Source organism: Halorussus salinus (genome assembly GCF_004765815.2).
Lineage (GTDB): Archaea > Halobacteriota > Halobacteria > Halobacteriales > Haladaptataceae > Halorussus > Halorussus salinus.
On the sequence record NZ_ML974127.1, the window covers coordinates 1,377,332 to 1,395,033 of the forward strand.

At 65.3% G+C, this 17,702-nt stretch carries 17 protein-coding genes; 7 read left to right on the forward strand and 10 right to left on the reverse strand.

Features of this window, described 5'->3' with window-relative positions; translation table 11 throughout:
• Positions 1-84 precede the first annotated feature (84 nt).
• The 3 genes from EPL00_RS06940 to EPL00_RS06950 form a co-directional block, all read right to left on the reverse strand.
• Complete coding sequence (locus EPL00_RS06940) at positions 85-819, reverse strand: dolichyl-phosphate hexose transferase (protein WP_135851194.1); 735 nt, start codon at positions 817-819, stop codon at positions 85-87.
• A 94-nt stretch (positions 820-913) separates the two neighbouring features.
• Positions 914-1,120 carry a hypothetical protein gene (locus EPL00_RS06945; RefSeq protein ID WP_202932553.1) on the reverse strand — a complete coding sequence of 69 codons (207 nt, stop codon included), beginning with the start codon at positions 1,118-1,120 and terminating at the stop codon, positions 914-916.
• A gap of 67 nt (positions 1,121-1,187) precedes the next feature.
• Positions 1,188-1,724: a GrpB family protein gene (locus tag EPL00_RS06950; RefSeq protein ID WP_162224166.1), complete on the reverse strand. Its 537-nt coding sequence runs from the start codon at positions 1,722-1,724 to the stop codon at positions 1,188-1,190.
• Between the two features lie 553 nt (positions 1,725-2,277).
• Between EPL00_RS06950 and EPL00_RS06955 the strand changes: the two genes are divergently transcribed.
• The 4 genes from EPL00_RS06955 to EPL00_RS06970 all read left to right on the forward strand — a co-directional run bounded on the left by EPL00_RS06955 (position 2,278) and on the right by EPL00_RS06970 (position 6,402).
• Entirely contained in the window at positions 2,278-3,447 is a 1,170-nt protein-coding gene (locus tag EPL00_RS06955; protein ID WP_238398155.1) for a type IV pilin domain-containing protein, read from the forward strand.
• 451 nt (positions 3,448-3,898) lie between these two features.
• On the forward strand, positions 3,899-4,381 hold the full coding sequence (locus EPL00_RS06960; RefSeq protein WP_135851190.1) for a DUF5805 domain-containing protein: 483 nt from the start codon (positions 3,899-3,901) through the stop codon (positions 4,379-4,381).
• The gene (locus tag EPL00_RS06965; RefSeq protein ID WP_135851189.1) at positions 4,371-5,432 is read left to right on the forward strand and encodes a tyrosine-type recombinase/integrase; all 1,062 of its coding nucleotides are present in this window, start codon (positions 4,371-4,373) and stop codon (positions 5,430-5,432) included. The genes EPL00_RS06960 and EPL00_RS06965 overlap by 11 nt, the downstream gene beginning before the upstream one ends.
• A 166-nt stretch (positions 5,433-5,598) precedes the next feature.
• Entirely contained in the window at positions 5,599-6,402 is an 804-nt protein-coding gene (locus EPL00_RS06970) for a hypothetical protein (RefSeq protein WP_135851188.1), read from the forward strand.
• Between the two features lie 82 nt (positions 6,403-6,484).
• On the opposite strand, the gene EPL00_RS06975 is transcribed toward EPL00_RS06970, so the two are convergent.
• The 3 genes from EPL00_RS06975 to EPL00_RS06985 form a co-directional block, all read right to left on the reverse strand.
• Entirely contained in the window at positions 6,485-7,384 is a 900-nt protein-coding gene (locus tag EPL00_RS06975; protein ID WP_135851187.1) for a type 2 periplasmic-binding domain-containing protein, read from the reverse strand.
• Between the two features lie 94 nt (positions 7,385-7,478).
• Positions 7,479-8,501: a sensor histidine kinase gene (locus tag EPL00_RS06980; RefSeq protein WP_202932554.1), complete on the reverse strand. Its 1,023-nt coding sequence runs from the start codon at positions 8,499-8,501 to the stop codon at positions 7,479-7,481.
• Positions 8,502-8,543: 42 nt separating this feature from the next.
• On the reverse strand, positions 8,544-10,733 hold the full coding sequence (locus EPL00_RS06985) for an AAA family ATPase (protein WP_135851185.1): 2,190 nt from the start codon (positions 10,731-10,733) through the stop codon (positions 8,544-8,546).
• A gap of 111 nt (positions 10,734-10,844) precedes the next feature.
• On the opposite strand from EPL00_RS06985, the gene EPL00_RS06990 reads away from it, so the two are divergent.
• Positions 10,845-11,774 carry a WD40/YVTN/BNR-like repeat-containing protein gene (locus EPL00_RS06990; protein ID WP_135851184.1) on the forward strand — a complete coding sequence of 310 codons (930 nt, stop codon included), beginning with the start codon at positions 10,845-10,847 and terminating at the stop codon, positions 11,772-11,774.
• A 138-nt stretch (positions 11,775-11,912) separates the two neighbouring features.
• Entirely contained in the window at positions 11,913-12,314 is a 402-nt protein-coding gene (locus tag EPL00_RS06995) for a DUF5518 domain-containing protein (protein WP_135851183.1), read from the forward strand.
• A gap of 71 nt (positions 12,315-12,385) precedes the next feature.
• On the opposite strand, the gene EPL00_RS07000 is transcribed toward EPL00_RS06995, so the two are convergent.
• From EPL00_RS07000 to EPL00_RS07010, 3 genes are all read right to left on the reverse strand, one after another.
• Positions 12,386-13,219 (reverse strand): MBL fold metallo-hydrolase, encoded by an 834-nt coding sequence (locus EPL00_RS07000; protein ID WP_135851182.1) that lies wholly within the window; start codon positions 13,217-13,219, stop codon positions 12,386-12,388.
• A gap of 90 nt (positions 13,220-13,309) precedes the next feature.
• Entirely contained in the window at positions 13,310-14,881 is a 1,572-nt protein-coding gene (locus EPL00_RS23770; RefSeq protein WP_135851181.1) for a hypothetical protein, read from the reverse strand.
• Between the two features lie 138 nt (positions 14,882-15,019).
• A complete protein-coding gene (locus EPL00_RS07010; RefSeq protein WP_135851180.1) occupies positions 15,020-15,421 on the reverse strand; it encodes a YlbF/YmcA family competence regulator in 402 nt (133 codons plus the stop codon).
• Between the two features lie 152 nt (positions 15,422-15,573).
• Between EPL00_RS07010 and dph2 the strand changes: the two genes are divergently transcribed.
• Positions 15,574-16,632: a diphthamide biosynthesis enzyme Dph2 gene (gene dph2 / locus EPL00_RS07015; protein ID WP_135851179.1), complete on the forward strand. Its 1,059-nt coding sequence runs from the start codon at positions 15,574-15,576 to the stop codon at positions 16,630-16,632.
• A gap of 47 nt (positions 16,633-16,679) precedes the next feature.
• Here dph2 and EPL00_RS07020 read toward each other — a convergent pair whose 3' ends face one another.
• A complete protein-coding gene (locus EPL00_RS07020; RefSeq protein WP_135851178.1) occupies positions 16,680-17,582 on the reverse strand; it encodes an esterase/lipase family protein in 903 nt (300 codons plus the stop codon).
• Positions 17,583-17,702: the final 120 nt, after the last annotated feature.

A 17,702-nucleotide genomic window follows, 5' to 3' on the forward strand; every position in this document is an offset into this window, starting at 1 on the left:
CCGGGCGGGAGTCGTCCCGGCATCGGCCGTAAATCTTCGGCCGGTGGTCTGCTGGAAGAGTCACCCCGGAGCGCGAAAACCGGGCTACCGCTCTTCGAGACACACCTTCACGATGGACTTGGCGATGGCCGCGCCGCCAGCGAAGGGGTCCAGTTTCGTCTCGCCCGCGCGTTCGTCGTACTCGATGGGAATCTCGCGCACGTCGTACCCTCGCATCAGCGGTCGAATCAGTAACTCCGCGGAGAGACCCGTGTTCTCGGTCCAGCGGATGTCCTCGACCACTTCGCGGCGGTACGCCCGCATCCCGGTCGTCGTGTCGTGGACCAATTCGCCCATCAGGAGACTGGCGAGGCCCGCGAAGGCGTAGTTGCCCCACCGGTTGAGGTCGGGCATCTCGTCGGCACCCCAGTAGAGGCGGTCGCCGCTCACCACGTCGTAGCCCCGGTTTATCCAGTCGAGAAATTCGGGCAGTTGCTCCATCGGGTACGTGTCGTCGCAGTCGGTCGTCACGACCACCGGGCGGTCGGGGGTCAGAATCGCTTCGCGCACCGCGACACCGTAGCCCTGCGGTCGCTGTTCGATTACGGTCGCGCCCTTCTCGCGGGCGATTTCGGGCGTCCGGTCCGACGACCCGTCCACGCAGACGACCTCCGCGCGGCCGTCGGTCACTTCCTCGATGTCGTCCAGCACTGAGGCGATGGCGGCCTCCTCGTTGTAGGTTCCCATGACGACGCTCACGTCGTCGAGGGTGTACTCGGAATCCGCGAGTCGGGCGTCCTCCTCGCCAGAGCTTCCCGCTCCGGCTCTATCCGTGTTCATGCTATCCGTCGCTTGTCGCGGGCCGTATTTGTACTTTTAGGTTCGCCAAAAAAGCTCGCTCACTCGGAAATACATTCACCGCGTCAGCGAGATCTCAGCGGTGGTCGTCCAACTCGTCGGCCCGCTCTCGAATCTCGCCGAGCGCGCGCTCCTGCTGGTCGCGACTGAACCCGCCGGACTCGGCGTGTCGGCCGCCGTACTGCCACGACGGAATCGCGTCCCAGACCGTCCCGTCGGACTCCTCGTCGCCGTCGCCGGACGCCCCGCGGGACCGAAGCCAGCCGAGCAGTCGTGTGAACATACGATCACGTTCGGATTCCAACAACATAACTATTCGTCTCGCTCGACACATCGCTCTCGGGGTCGCTTCACTCGCCCCCGAACTCCGGCAGTCGTTCGTCGTACCCCGCTTCGCGGGCCCGCGCGACGAGCGACCGAATCGTCTCGTTCTTCGCCTCGGTGTACGCACCCACGTCCTCGGGATGCTCGGCGACGGCCGCGCGCTTGGCCTCCTCGTACTCCGCGCGCGCCTCGGGGTCGTCCCGCAGGAATTCGCGGAAAATCAGTTGCTCGCGCCACGTCTCGGCGCTCCGGGGCTGGAGGTGGACGACGACGGACTCCGCGTCGGCGTCGGTTCGCGAACAGACTATCCAGTCGGGGTCGTCGCGCTGGCGGTCGTACCCCGCCGCGACGAGCGCGTCCGCGACTTCGCGCGCGGCCTCGTACTCCTCGAAGACGGCCACCACGTCCACGACGGGCTTGGCCGGAAGCTCCTCGACTGCGGTGCTACCGACGTGGTAGACGCCCAGTAACTCCGTTCCGGCGGCGTCCCGGATTCGGTCACGCACCTGAACGAACCGCTCGTGCCACGCCGGGTCGTCGGCGACGAGGTAGAGTCCGGACACGCTCTCCTTAGCGGAGTCGCGTAGGAGTGTCTTGTCCCCGCCGAGGAGTCCCGACCGACTGTCTCGTCCCGCCAACCACTCAATTCCATATAGCGAGAAACAGTTTACGAGTAGCGTTCGAGACGCCACTGCAGTCGGCACCCCAATATATTTTCTATATTACATTTCAGCACTCCCCGAAAATCGGCGACTCGGCTCGGCCAGACTCGACTGCCGTCGATCGGCGACCGTCCTTCTTCCTCCTCGGCTACAGACCCACGTTCGATCTGCTCGTCGCCTGCCGACCCAGATACTCCGGCGGCACGGTGGACGACGAGTAGACGGTCGGGCGTCGGAGCCGCCAGCAAGCCCCGTCTTCCTCGCCGACGCTCGGCGCGACCGGACGCGACCCGCGACCGGCCAGTCGTCGGTCTCCTCGGGAGTAGTCCGGATTCGTCGCTCCTCGGAGACGCAGACGAAGATTGACCGTCGGCGTTCGCCCGCGAATGATTCAACGAGCTTACGTCTGAAAGTAGATTTATTGTAAAAGCGTAATATTACGTACCCGGTGACGATGAAACTCGGGAATCGGTCTATCAGTCCGGTGGTGGGGGTCGCATTGTTAGTCGTCGTGGTGGTCGCGCTCGCGGTCGTCATGTTGGCGGCGGTCAGCGGCGTCCAGTTGTCCGGGACCGCGCCACAGGCCGCGACGACCATCGGGTTCGAGGCTACCTTCGACCAACAGACCGGGAGGACCGACCAGTACATGCTCCTGCACCACGAGGGCGGCGAGACCATCGACCCCCAGAACCTGAAGGTCGTCGTCCGCGCGGGCGACCAGCGAGTCGTGAACCCCGACGTGGAGACCAGCGGCGACCTCTCGGGCGGTGGCGAGGCGACGTTCAACCTCACCGACGCCGACCTCTGCTCGTCGGCGGCCGACGAAGCGACCGTGGACATCTACCACGAACCTACCGGGAAACCGCTCGCCGAGGAGACCATCCGAATCGAGCGAAACGCCTCCTTCGACGTGGTGGACAACGCGGTCAAGTCCGACACGCCCTACGAGGCGACGGTGACGATTCCGGGAAGCGGGTACGCGACGCTCGAAAGCCACGACGGGACCGACTACTACCTCTACTGGCCCATCGAGTCGCGCATCGTCGTCTCGGGACCCAGCACCGCACGCACCCTGACGCCGTTCCCCGACGGCGACCCGAACGACGCGCTCACCGACACCGCGGCCGACGACATCAACAACCCCGTCCACTCGTTCCCGATGACCTACGAGACCGACCGCATCCCGCCGGAGGCCAGCGTCACCGTCGAGATGAAGTCGTACGTCTTCGGCGGCGACGACTCGAAGATCATCGGCGAAGGCTCGACGCGCTCGTACTCGGGTACTCAGTACGAGGAGGCCCACCTCCCCTTGGACAACCCCGAGCGCGTCGTCGATAGTAGCGACCCGAACGAGGAGAACGTCGAGATTCTTCGCGACGGCGACAGCGTGCCGACGTGGGGCCAGTCGAGCCCTCATCAGGACGACTTACGGGACCTCCTCCAGCACAGAATCGACGCGAGCGGGAACCTCGATCTCTCGGAAAACGAGTTCGTCGCCGTCTACGAACTGAACGAGGACGCGACCAGCGGCGACTTCAACGACGTGGTGGCCATCATCGAACTCGACCCGAGTCCGACCTACGACGAGACCGACGAGGGACACACCCTCGCCTGCGGGAACTGAGTTCGCCCGAATCTCCGCCGGGGTCAGCACGATGAACGCCGGGACGGTCTCCACTCATTCGGAGTGGGACCGTCTCACTCGTGACGAGTTAGTGTTCGAAAATATCTATTTCTGGGGTGAGTGTGACAAGGAAATGTCGTTACTGGATGGCCATCTTCGACCCGTGACCCCGAGGGTCGAAGCCCGGAGAACGGCCTCGCAGAGCGAGACTATTTTGCCGACGCTCCTCGCAAAATCCCGATAGAAATCTCGACCGAAAGATGGTGTTGGATGTGCGTCGGGGAGACGAATATTAGAGATTCGAGAGTAGTACTACGAACCCGAATTAGTGGTCATAGGCTCGAAAATAACCATCTATTCGGCGCGATTAGAGTAGCCTACACTCAGAAATAAGGTTGTTTATTTCCGAGTCAGGGGTACTTTGATTACGGTGGGGTGAGTCGCCCCGAACATGGCCAGCGACGGGGAAGTCGATACGACTCGCAAATCCGTCAAGACGTTCGTGCCCGCGTATCAGAAAGCCGAGTGGAAGCGACACGCCGACGAACTCGACATGAGCCAGAGCGAGTTCGTCAGGACGATGGTGCAGGCCGGGCGGAGCGACTTCGACATCGAATCCATCGGGGCGTCGGCGTCCGAGGAGAACGCCGACCACGGGAACGCCGACGCGACCGGCGCGGATGACACCGGGGCGACCGACGTACCCGAGGAGCGCGCCGCCGACGCGACCAGCGGCGACGAGTTAGACGAACACGTCCTCTCGGTCCTCTCGGCGTCCGACCACCTCTCGTGGGACGAACTACTGGACGAACTCACGGACAGCATCGAGGACCGACTGGAGGAGACCCTCCAACACCTCCAGCGGGACAACCGCGTCCAGTACAGCGGTCGTCACGGTGGCTACACGCTCGTTGCGGAGGACGATGGCGACTGAACAGGGAGCCCAAGACGGGCAAATCGGCGACCCGATAGCCTACTTCCTGCAGGATATGGTCTACCACGGGAAGAAAGAGCGAACCCGCGACGCCTACGAGCGCGTCCTCCGGGAGTTCGAGGAGTTTCTCCGGACGCCGAGCGAGAACCCGATGGGCGTCGAGAAGTCGGTCGGCGAGGCGACCCGCCGGGACTGCATGGCGTGGATTCACGCGCTCCGCGGCCGGGCAGCCGAGAGTACCATCGCCACGTACGCCTCCTACCTTCACCGGTTCTACGCCTACATGAATCAGGTCGGGGAGTTCGACGCGAACCCGATGGCGCTCGTGGTCGAGGAGATGGACGAGCGCATCGACACGAACCCGACCCGACGCGACATCTCGGTCGAAGCGATGCGCTCGTTCGTCGCCAGCGTGACCCACCCGCTCGACCGAGCTATCGTCGTCACGCTCCTGAAGACGGGGATGCGCGCAGGTGAACTCTGCAACCTCGACCTGCGGGACCTGTCGCTGGCCGACCGCGACCGCGCGACGCGCCCGCAACTCGACGGGAAGCCCGACTCGTTGTACGTCCCGCCCGAACCGAGCGTCGGCGAGTCGTACAACGGCGAGGAGCGCACCGCCTCGAACAAGCGCAAGCGCCGGACCGTAATCCCCATCGACGGCGAGTTGCGACGGACGTTGAAACGCTGGCTCGCGGTCCGGCCCGACCCCATCTCGGCCGCCGACCCTCTCTTCGTCACGACGCGGGAGAACTGGGGTCAGCGAGTGACGCCCAAAATCGTCCACCACGTCGTCACGAACCACGCCGAGGACCACGGCTGGCACCGGCGGGGCGGCGACGCCGCGGAGAACGTGACGCCACACTACTTCCGGCACTTCTTCACGACCCACCTCCGAGACCGGACCGGCGACCGGGGCATCGTGAAGTACCTCCGCGGCGACGTGGCCGAGGACATCATCGACACCTACACGCACAACTGGGGCGACAGAGTCCGAGAAGTCTACGAGGAGAACATCTACGAACTCCGTCGAGCCGTACGCCCTTCATAAACCATAGTTCGATATATCAAGTCTGCCCCACTCGATACCGGCGTCACCCGGTCACCCACCTACGTCGGTCCGGGGCGTGTTCTTCTCGATGGTCGAACTGTCTCCTCAAATAAATTTCAAAGATTTCTAGATAAGATTTATATCCTACTATTTCCATATTGTTTCTATGGGTAAGAAAACAAGCCCAAACTCCGAGCAGGATGTAACGAACGGACGCCGTAACTTCCTCCGCAAGACCGCGGCGTTCGGTGTCGGTGCGGCGTCGGTCTCGTCGCTCGTCCGGTCCTCGAACGTCGTGCGCGCTGACCGTAGTACTCCCTACGACGGAAACCAAGCAGACCCGGTATACGCCGACGGTGAACTCATCGCGGAGGTCCACTCGTCGGTCACCGGGCCGAAGCAGATCGAAAGCACCATCGACAACGTCAACATCGGCGTCGGGTTCCCGTTTACCACTCAGCAGTATCAAGACAGTTTCACCGTCTACGCGAACAACCTCCAAGTCGAGGTCGATAGCGTCAGTACGCCCGGTAGCTACGACCTCAAGAACGTCTCGACGCACCGTCAGGGGAGCAACAGCAACTGGGAAGACGAAGTCGATTCCATCCTCAAGTACGCGTTCAACGCGGCTTGGTCGGTCGGAACGAGCGTCTCACCGCTTCCCGCTCCTAGCCCCTACGAACTGATAATGAACGACAGCGGGACGAACGTAGACGACAGTTTCAACCAGAACAACTTCACCGCCAAGTACGGGAAGGTCCAATCGGGCGGCGTCGGCCTGAAGTACGAGACCGACTTCTACGTCAACAACGGCGACGTGCCGACCGGCACGTGGGACTTCGAGGTCACCTGCCGCGCCGACTTCGGATTCACCAACGTCTGCTGGTCGCCCTCCTGTGAGAACGGGTTCAACAAGCTCGCCGACGTGAGCCAGACCCACGACGTGAGCATCGAAGTCGTGGACCCCTAACCCACTCGTAGCCGAGTCGAACGTCGACGGCCTCCCTTGCCGTCGCCACTCACCACTTCGTGACGAAAATAGCGCGTCGGTGTCAGTAGATCGCCATCTCGGTCTCGGTCTCGGCGCGTGCGAACAGCTCCTTGACCTCTTCGGCGACAGCGCCGCTCTCTTCGTAGTTCTCCATCAGGACCGTCTCGCTCGGGAACAACTCCTCGCCGACGACCAGTCCGTGTTCGCGGGCGGTCGAACCGGTCACGGTCAGGTAGACGCCCGCGCCGGTCTCGGCGATGGCGGCCTCCTCTTCCTCGTCCTCGTCGGGGTACGCGAAGTCGAAGCTCTCGCTGTTGCGCGTGCCGACGACCGCCTCCACGAGGCGTTCGTAGCGCGGCGAGATGCAGAGTTCGCCCTCGTAGTCGTGCAGGAACTCGCGGGTCGGCCGGTCGCCCTGCCCGAGGAGTTCGGGGGTCGCCATCAGCGTGTGATACACGGTGTCGCCCATCCCCGCGACGACGCGAACGTCGGTGTCGTGGGGGTCGATGCGGGCGTTCACGTCCGCGATGCGCGTGAGCGGGTCCGGGCGCAGTTCCACGACCTCCTCCAACACGAGGTCGGCGCTGTCGAAGCCCAACGCGAAGTCGTGCTTGCGGAGCGACCGGAACGGCTCCTCGCGGCCGACCAGTCGGAGCGTCACGTCGCCGACGGGCACGTCCACGCTGTCGAAGACGATGCGACGGGGCTTGCCCGCCCGGTCGTCGCGCAGGAGCGTGAAGTCCGGCCTCGTCTCGTCGTCGAGATGGCTGTACTCGGCGAGTCGGTCGTAGGCGTCCCGTTCGGGCGTCTGGTTGCCTTTCGTGACGGCCTTCTCGTAGCGGAGCGTCGAGATGATTTCGTCGGCGACGCCCTCGGCGTCGGCCTCGTCGGCGACTCGCTGGAGGACCGCCTCCAGCGGCCGCCCCTTGCGCGGCACCGCGACGGCAATCGTGTCGGTCATTGTTCGCACAATAGAGAACCGGGAGTAAACCCGTTGCGCTTCGTGCAGAAGGGTATCGGGGGTCACTCGCTGGTGTCGCCGATGAGGGTGGAGGTCACTCGCTGGCGACGCCGGAGAACTCGAAGCGCGCGCCGCCCGACTCGCTCTCGCCGACGCGGATGCGCCAGTCGTGGGCCTCCGCGATGCGCCGGACGATGGCGAGTCCGAAGCCGGTCCCCTCCGAGTGGGTCGAGTACCCGCCCTCGAAGACGAGTTCGCGGTCCTCGGCCGGGATGCCCGGCCCGTCGTCGGCGACGAAGAACCCGCCGTCGCTCGCACCGACGACGACCGTCTCGCCGCCGTGTTCCGCGGCGTTCCGGAACAGGTTCTCGAAGAGCGCGCGGAGTCGCCGGTCGTCCGAGAGGATTCGGCGGTCGGTCTCGACCCGGAGGTTCATCTCGGGGGTCTCGACGGTTCCCCACGCCTCCTCGGCGACGACGTGCAGGCTGACCAGCGAGGGGTCGTCTACCATCTCGCCGCGCCGCGAGAGCGCCAGCACCTCGTCCACCAGTCGCTCCATCCGACCGTGGGCGCGCTCGACCGCCTCGAAGTGTTCCTCCTTGCCGGTCTCGCGGGCGAGTTCGAGGTGGCCCTGCGCGACGTTCATCGGGTTCCGGAGGTCGTGGGAGACGATGCTGGCGAACTCGTCCAGTCGGTTGCGCTGTTCGGCGAGTTGGTCGGTGCGCCGTTGGAGTCGGCCGTGGTAGACGCCCAGCAAGCCGCCGCCCAGCGTCCCCACGGCGACCTTCGTCAGCACGACCGACGCGGGTTGGAGCATCCGCCGACCCTCGACCGACTGAAGAAGCGAAATCCAACCCGAGAGCAAGCCCATGACCACGCCCCCGGCGAGGCTCCAGAGGAAGACGACGCCGACGAACTCCGCGGCGAACCCGGTCGTCCGAAGCCAGACGCCGAGCGCGACGACGAATAGCGAGAGCGCGATGGGGATGGCGAATCGGACGAACTGCGTGGAGAACAGTTCGTCGCCGACGGAGAAGTAACTCGCCGAGACGGCGAGCAAGCCACCGCCGAGTCCGGCGACGGACCACCGTCTGAGCGCCACGGCGTACCGGGACACTGCCGACGCGTCTACCCGAGGGAACATACACGTAGCCGTAGATTAGTTTCCGAACACGTCGCTGATGCGGTCGCGCCACTCTTGGATGCCTTCTATCTCGTCGCGGATGTCCGCGATGTCGGCCTCGACGCTCTCGACGCGCGAGGTGAGGTTCTCTTCCAGCGCGTCGAGGTCAGACGACAGCGAGGAGACCTCCTGTGAGACCGCCTCCACCTCGTCGGCCACGTCGTCTACCTCGTCCAGTCGCTCGCGGACGCCCCGGAGTTCGTCGGAGACGGTTTCGAGTTCCTCGCTCACCGAGGTCACGTCCTCGGTGTTCGCGCCCACGAGGTCCTCCAGTTCGTGCAGTTGCGCTTCGAGGGTCTCGACCTCCTCGCCGAAGTCGCCCGCGTCTTCGAGTTCGGCTTCGAGGGCTTCGACCTCCTCGCGGAGGCCGTCGAGTGCTTCGATGTCCTCTTCGAGCGCCTCCAACTCTTCTACGTCCTCCCGAAGCGTCTCCAGTTCGTCTACGTCGCCGCGCAGCGACTCCAACTCGTCTACGTCCTCGCGCAGGCGCTCGATTTCGGCGACCTCCTCGCGCAAGTCGTCGAGTGCGCCCATCTCGCTCTCGATGTCGTCCACGTCCTCGCCGAGGTCGGTCAGGTCCTCCCCGAGTTCGTCTACGTCTCCCTCGACCGCCGTCACGTCGGCTTCGATGTCGTCCACGTCCTCGCGGAAGTCGGCCTTGAACTCCCGGAGGTCGCTCCGCAGGTCGCTCTCGACATCCCGGAGGTCGCTTTCTACGCGGTCTACGTCCTCCTCGACGCTATCGAGGTCCGACGAGACTTCCACGAGGTCTTCGTCCACGCTCTCGACGCGCTCGTCGGTAGCGTCGGCGTCGGCCCGGATGGCCTGTACTTCGTCCTCGAAGGCCCGCACGTCGGCCCGAATCTGGGCGATGTCCTCCTCGAAGTCGCCGAAGATGTCCTCGGCGACGCCGTTCTCGTCGATGAACGCTTCGAGCGCCTCGGTGTACGCCGAGAGGTCTTCGACGCGCGACTGGAGGTGGCGGATTCGGACGTTGGTACTCTCGGGAGTGGCCACGTCCAACTCGCGCTGGATGGCTTTCATGTCGTCGTCGGAGACCTCCCCGGCGCGAATCTCGTCGGCGAGCGCGGCCGCGACGCTCCCCGGACTCGGCGGCGACGGTTCGGCCGCCGCGGTCTCGTCTGCGGGTTCGGTCTCGTCCGCAAGTTCGGTCTCGTCCGCCACGTCGTCAGTGTCGGTCGGCGTCGCTTCCTCGTCGTCGTCGGTGTCTAACTCGTCCACGGTCTCCTCGTCGTCGGTCGTCTCTTCGTCGGTCGCGTCCTCGTCGCCGAGGTCCGACTGGTCGTCCGCGGGGTCGTCGTCGGTCGGTTCCGGCGCGTTCTCGTCGGTCACCGTCTCGTCGGCGACCTCCTCCGATTCCGGTTCGAGGAAACTCCCGTCGTCCGACTCTTCGAGGGTCTCCTCGCCGACCGCGAGCGGGTCGTCCTCGTCACTGCTCGCCAGTGGGTCGTCCTCCTCGCCGCCCGCCAGCGGGTCGTCGTCCACGGCGTCCGCCTCGGCGAGGGGGTCGTCCTCACCGTCGTCGGCCGCGAGGGGATCGTCCTCACCGTCGTCGGCCGCGAGGGGGTCTTCGTCGTCCAGTCCGAGGTCCTCCTCGCCAGCCACCACGTCGCGGACGAGTTGGCTGTCCTCCTCGGAGACGATGTCGGTGATGGTGTTGCCGTCCGGCCCGCCGACCTCGCCGTCGAGGTCCGGCCCGCCCGCGGTCTCGTCGTCTGCGTCGTCGTCGGTCTCGCCCACCGGTTCGGCGGTCGGCCCGTCGGCGGTGCCCGAGTCGATGCCGACCGGCGCGACCTCCTCGATGGTTGGCGCGCCGAGGAACGTCGCGGGGTCGTCGTCGTCGGCGAGTCGGACGCCGTAGACGGTGACTAACTCCTCGCCGGGGTCTAACTCGCGCTCGAACTGGACGCGGTGGTCCTTGTACGCGGTCCAGTTGTCGTTCTCGTAGTCCGGGTGGAACCCCACGTTGTCCATCGGGAACTCCTCGGGGATGTCGTCGGCGAGCCGTAGCGTCGCGCGCTCGTCCCGTTCCGAGCGAACGACGAACTTGATAGCGGGGACTGCGAACTCCTCGCCCTCGAAGGACTTCTCCACGACGACGCCGCTCTCGCTCGCCGTCACCACCTCGGTCATGCTGTCACTCATACGGTTCACATCCCACAATGGGCATATAAATCACACGCCGCGACCGGTGAAATTCCGGGGCTGGCGTGGGCGGGGTGTACCTATTTGACTACGCGGGTGGTACCGACGACCATGCTACTCGCAGGAACCTACGACGGCGTCTATCGAGCCGACGGACCGCGCTTCGATTCGCCCGAACGGGTACTCGACTCGGGGCGGGTTATGCGCGTCCGCCAGTTCGAGGAGTGGAACGGCGCGTTCGCCACCACGAAGTCGGGGCTGTACCGCTCGACGGACGGCGGCGACTCGTGGACGAATCTGGACGTGCCCCGCGAGGAGGTCTACTCCGTCCTCGGCGACCCCGCGGGTGAACGTCTCTACGCGGGCACGCATCCCGCGCACCTCTACGTCTCCGAAGACGACGGAGAGACGTGGCGGGAGCTATCGGGCTTTCAGGACCTTCCCTCGCGCGACCAGTGGCACACGCCGCGCCACCGCGACGAGGCCCACGTCCGGAGTCTGGGCGCACACCCCGACTCCCCCGAGCGCGTCGTCGCTGGCGTCGAAGTCGGCGGCGTCCACGTCAGCGACGACCGCGGCGAGACGTGGACCGAACGGCGCTCGGGTGTCCACGACGACGTACACCACGTCCTCGTGCGCGGGCCGGACCACTACGTCGCCTCGTGTGGCGGCGGACTCTACCGGACCCGCGACGCGGGCGAGAGTTGGGTGCGCCTCGACGACGGACTCGACCACACGTACTTCCGCGAAGCGTTCGCCCACGACGGCACGCTCTACGCCGCGGCCGCGCGCTCGTCGCCCGGAACGTGGAGCGGCGAGCGCGGCGCGGACGCCGCGCTCTTCGAGTCCGAGAACGACGGCGACACCCTCGACCCGGTGGCGTATCCGGGTTCCCCCGAGGAGGTCGTCCTCTCGTGGACCGCCGACGACGGCCACGTCGTCGCGGGCACGAACGACGGCGGCGTCGTCTTCCGGTCGTCGGGCGAGTGGGTCGAGGGTGGGCGGATGCCCGCGGGCGTGGCGTCGCTCTGCTGGCTGTAGCCGTCGCTCCGCGAGCCGTCACCCTGCTCGGAGAGTCGAACTCCCCGTCGCGGACCTGCGGGTCTCCTCGTGGAATTTCGAGAAGTGCCCGGTCGGGCGGGGCGGGATTTTATATACTCCAACGAGAAAACATATGATATGGCTGAAATTAGCGTCCCGTTCCGAGGGACGAGCGATACGTGGTCGTACGCTCTCGCGGGCGGCGGTATCTCGCTCCTGCTCGGCACGGTCAGTTACTGGCAGACCGGCGTCGAGTTGGCACTCCTCCCGATACTCGTCGGTGGGGTCGTCGCGGGATACCTGCAACAGCGTCGTCTCGGCGAGCGCGACAACGCGGGCTTCGTGGCCGGTGTCCTCGGCGCACTTCCGGTGCTGTGGGTCGTGTACGGCGTCGTCACGACTGCGTTCGGACTGTCGAACCCCCTCTGGTTCTCCGTCGTGTTCGTCTCGATGGCCGTCGGCGCTACGGTCGTCGTCCTCGGACTCTCCGGTTGTATCGGCTCCGTCGGTGCGAGACTCGGTGGTCGGTTGGCGGCGTAGCCGTTCGAGTTCGTCCCGAAGAACAGTCCCGAGACCGCGACGGCGCTCCGATTCGCTCGAAACCGCCGCGTTCAGATGTCCACGCGGTCGCCGATTTCTACGATGTCCAACTGTCGGGGGTACTCGAAGCTCCGGGCGTGGTCGTGGAGCGCGGTCGGGTCGGCGGTCAGGCCCTTCCACATGTCCCAGTGGCTCGGCAGGAACCGGTCGAACCGGAGGTCGCTGGCTGCTTCGACCGCCTGATTCTCGTCGTTGTACCAGCGAGTGCGCTTCGGTTCGCGGGTCTCCTTGTCCGGAATCTGCCCGACGCTCCCGAACGCCAGCACGCCGAGGTCGATGTCGTACTCGTCGCCGATTCGGGCGAACTCGTCGCTGGGCTTGGTGTCGCCGCCGTGGAAGAAAGTCCGGCCGTCGTACTCCACGACGTAGCTAACCGGATGGGTCGCGTCGGGGTCGTGGGCCGGTTCGACCGAGACGGTGAACGCGCCGACCTCGAAGCTGTCGCCCTCCGCGACTTCTTCGAGTTGGCCTTCGTCCACGTCCCACTCGTCGGTCCAGTTCTCGTCGTCGCGGGCGACCGCGAGGCTGTCGTCGGGCGCGTAGAAGGTCGCCCCGGTCGATTCGAGGAGTGGCGCTTGGCTCGGCCCGTGGACGTGGTCGGTGTGTTCGTGGGTGGCTAAAACCGCATCGACCTCCTCAACGTCCGCGGGGTCGAAGGGCACCGGCACCATCCGAATCGTGCGCGGCGGGTCGCCCACCCCGAGGTACGGGTCGATGTAGAGGGTCGTCTCCTCGGCCTTCAGGACGAAGCCGTTACAGCCGAGATACCAGACCGCGATGCCGTCCGGGTCGGCGTCTTCGACCGCACGCGGGAGCCAGTCTCCCCAGTCGCTGTGGATTGCCATGTCGCTCAGTGGGCCACAAAAAGAGGTAAGTGTTGTTCTTCGCGGCGACGCGCGGTCCGAGTCGGACGACCCCGGCTCGGCGGTCGCCGACTACAGGCTCCGGAGGCGAACGTAATCGTCGTCTATTTCGGCGATGCGGTCGGGTTCGACCGAGTAGGCGTCGTCGTCGTGGCCCTCCCAGCCGAGTCGGGTCTTGACGCGCTGTGCGAGTCCGGGGTTCGGGTCCACGTACAGCAGGTTCGCGTCCTCGTCTACCTCGGTGACGACGCCGACCTTCTCGTCGTTGGCGTCCATCACGTCCTTGCCCACGTCGTCGTCGTCCAGCGTGACCAGTTCGTCGTCGGCCATCGTCTCGTCGTCCAGCGTCTCCTCGCTCGCGCCCGCGACGCTCTCGTCGTGGCTCGGCTCGTCGCCCATCGTGGTCCCGCTCTCGGCCGCGGTGGTCTCGTCGGTTGTCGCGGGTTCGTCCGTCGTCGCGGTCGCGGTTGCGCTCTCGTCGGTTGTCGTCGCCGACTCGTCGGTCGCCGTGGTCGTCCCGGTCTCCGAGCCGGTGGTGACGCCCGCCGCGGCGGTCTCGTCGCGGTCTATCGCCACGCCCTCGACGCTGGTTCGCTCACCCTCGACGGTCTCGTCCATCGCGTCTGAGCCGACGAGCATCGACTCCACGAGGACCGACTCGACGGTCTCGCTACTCACGAGTTCCTCGTCGGTGAACTCGAAGACGAGTCGCTTGCGGTCCACGATTTCGTCCTCCACGATGCGGCGCTCGTAGAGGTGGGTCTCGACGACGCCCTCGTCGGTGAACTCGCTCTCGACGTGGCCGCCCTCGATGACATCCTCGGTCGCTATCCGGCCGCCGAGGAGGTCGCTTTCGAGGACGTTGCGCTGGACGCCTTCGAGGTCCACCCGGCTCTCCATCGTGTCCGACTCCAGCGTCTCGGTCTCCTCTACGTCGTGGTCCACGACCCGGCTCTCGACGGTCTTGCGCTCGATTATCTCGCGCGTGACCTCGCGGGTCTCGTCTACGTCCACGACCACGATTTCGCGCTCGGTCACGTCGATTCGGTCCACGTCGTCCTCCCACGCGCCGCTCTCGCTGTCCTCGACGATAGCGATGCGCTCGTCCGACTCCTCCTCGTCCTCGATGTGCATCCCGACGATTTCTCGCCGCACGAGTTCGGTGTCGATGACCTCGTCGCGGACGATTTCGCTCCCCACGACCTCGCTCTCGATGGTCTCGGTCTCCCGGACCGTCTTCTCGATGACCTTCGTCTCGGTGATTTCGGTCTCAACGGTCTCGCCCTCTAGCAGGGCTTGTTCGACCTCCTCGTCTTCGAGCGTGGCGCGCTCGATGGCCTCGGTCCGGTCCACGAACTCGAACTGCTCGCGGCCCTCGCTCGGCCGGTCGCCGTGTCTGACCAGCGCGAGTTCGTTGTCTTCGAGGTGGTCGTGGAACTCGTCCCAGTCGGTCTCCTCGACGCTCTCGTCGGACTCGTCGTCGGGGTAGTGGACGTACGGCTCTCGCTCGCCCGACTCGCTCGTTCGGTAGGCGGGCTTCGAGCCGCTCTCCTCTATCCACGTCCGAATCGTCTCTCGGTCCGTCGTTACGTTCGTCTCGTCGTCGCGGTCTACGTCCGTGTCAGTTGTCCTGTCGTCTGCCATAGTTCCCCACCGTGAACACGGTCGGGACCAGCGAACTTAGGTCTCGTTGCCAGATTTCGAAAACGAAGCCCCAGACTAGTCTTTCGGGCGAAAATCGTTCGCTTCGACCGGACGGAAGACGGCCGGAAAAACAGTCTCTCAGTCTTCGCAACAACCGCTCGCTTGGTCGCCGAAGTCCACGGCCAGCGGCTCCGAGATGGCCTTGTTGAGCGACTCCATCTTCTGTTCGAGTGCCTCTTGGGCTTGGAGGTACTCGTCCATCACCGGCAGGGAGTGCAGTTCCTGCTGGGTCTCGCGAACCTTCTGCACGTCCTCTTGGGTCGCCTCGCCGGTCTGGCGCGCGAGCATGAACTCTTGGCGAATCTGCTCGAACTCTTGGACCTTCTCTTGGGCTTCGTCGTCCTGCTCGACGGCCTCCTTGGTCTCCTCGAATCGCTGGTACTCGGGCGTCTGGGTGATGGCTTCACCGAGCTGTCCCGCAAGCTCCTCGACGCGCGAGAGTTCCGTCGCGTCGCCGTCGGCCTCGGTTTCGATGCTCATGTACGCATGGGTTGGGACCGCGGAGTTTTCAACTTGCCGGATGCTCGCGCGATTGCTGGCGATTCGGGGGTGACGGAGCGAACGAACGCGCGAGTGAGACGACCCGCGCGAGAACACCGTGCTTAAACGGCCGCGGAGACAAACAGGTTCCAATGAGCCAAGACAGCGAGTACAGCGAGGGAGACCTCCGAAACACGGGGATGTCGCTGAAGCACGACCGGGAGTGGGACTACGAACTCGACCGCATCGTGGAGGCGGTCGAGGAGCGCGACGCCACCAAGGTCGGCCTTCAGTTCCCCGAGGGGCTGAAGCGCCGCGGCCCGAAAGTCGCCGACGACATCCGCGCGCTGGTCCCCGACGAGGTGACCGTGATGATTTCGGGCCAGCCCTGTTACGGCGCGTGCGACCTCGACACCTTCCTGATGAAACGGACCGACGTGTTCGTCCACTTCGGCCACTCGCCGATGAAGAACACGGACAAGGTCATCTACGTCCCGCTGTTCTCGAACGTGGACGTGTTCCCCATCATGGACGAATCGCTCGAAGAGCTTCCGGACCCCGAGGAAACGGAAGAATCCCCGAGCGTCGGTCTCGTCACGACCGCCCAGCACATGAACCGCTTCGAGGAGATGAAGTCGTGGCTCGACGAGCGCGGCTTCGACGTGAAGACGCGGCGCGGCGACGACCGACTCACCCACGAGGGGCAGGTGTTGGGATGCAACTACGCCAGCGCCGACATCGACGCCGACCACGTGCTGTACGTCGGCGGCGGGAAGTTCCATCCGCTCGGACTGGCGATGGAGCATCCCGACAAGACGGTCGTCATCGCCGACCCCGTGAACAACGTCGTCACCGTCGCCGATACCGAGAAGTTCCTCAAGCAACGCTATGCCTCGGTCCACAAGGCGATGGACGCCGAGAAGTGGGGCGTCATCTTCTGCACCAAAATCGGGCAGGGCCGCTGGGAGCAGGCCGAGGAGATACTGGAGGACAACGACGACGCCTACCTCATCACGATGGACGAGGTGACGCCCGACCGCCTCCGGAACTTCGACATGGACGCGTTCGTGAATACGGGATGCCCCAGAATCACGACCGACGACGGCCCGCAGTTCCACAAGCCGATGCTCACGCCCGGCGAGTACGAAATCGCCGTGGGCAACAAACCCCTCGAAGACCTCTCGTTCGACACGTTCCACGGCACGTGGTAAGATAGCCTCGTTCCGCTTTTCTCTCCGGGCGCGATTCGCGCTCGAACTCAGAAGTTCGAGACGACTTCCGCCATACAGCCGTCGCCCGGTTCGTGGTACGAGAAGTGGTCGGACACGTAATCGACGTTGTGGTCGTCGTAGTTCGCGGGAGGAGTGCCTTCACAGCCCTCCTCGCCGACCGCCGAATCGAACTCGCCGGTGGAGTAGGCCCAGTTCAGCACGCTGTCGTCGGACTTCCAGTAGTTGTCCACCGACTTGGCGGCGGCCGCGATGTCGTCGCCGTACTCGCCGCCGACCGCCACCGCGTCGTTGTCCGTCGCGGCACCGAGGAGCGTCGCCGACTCCACGAAGTCCGACTTGCCGAGACCGTTGAGCGCCCGGAGCGTCGCGGGGACGACCCGGCCGCCCATCGAGTGACCGACGAGTCGGATGCGCGCGCCGGTCTCCGCGCGGTAGTCGGTCAGGAAGTTGGCCAACTTCTTGCCGTTGCGCTCGGCGATGTCGGTCGTGGGCCACCAGTTGTCGGTGCTGGTGTCCGAGTCGTAGCTGAAGCCGACGACGGGGTGGTCGTAGCCGTTGTTCCGGAGCGACCGCTTCACCGTGGCGAAGTGGTCCGGGGCGTCCTCGGGCGCGACGCGCCAGCCGTGGACCGAGACGAGGATTTCGTCGGGGTTCGCCGACCCGTAGCCGGGGATGTCCCCGGCGGTGTCGTAGTCCCACTCGGTGTGGCCGTCGGTCAACTGGTCGCCGTACCACCAGTGGATGTCGAAGTGCCCGCGGGTCGTCGCGCGCGGGAAGTCCGCGGCACCGGTGATACTGCCGTCGTCGCCCTCGAAGGCCGACGCCGACCCGACGAACCCGCCGAGGGCGACGGTTCCGGCTACTGCTCGGAGGACTCCTCGGCGACCGACGCGACCGGACGTGTCTGCGTGAGATTCTGACGAACTCATATTTCGGGCTTCGACTGCGATACATTAAATTTAATCGTTAGGTATCTAACGTTCTCGGGATTCGACGCCGACGCAGACGAGCTGGTTCGACCCTTGATATTACCGACGCGCATCTACCGA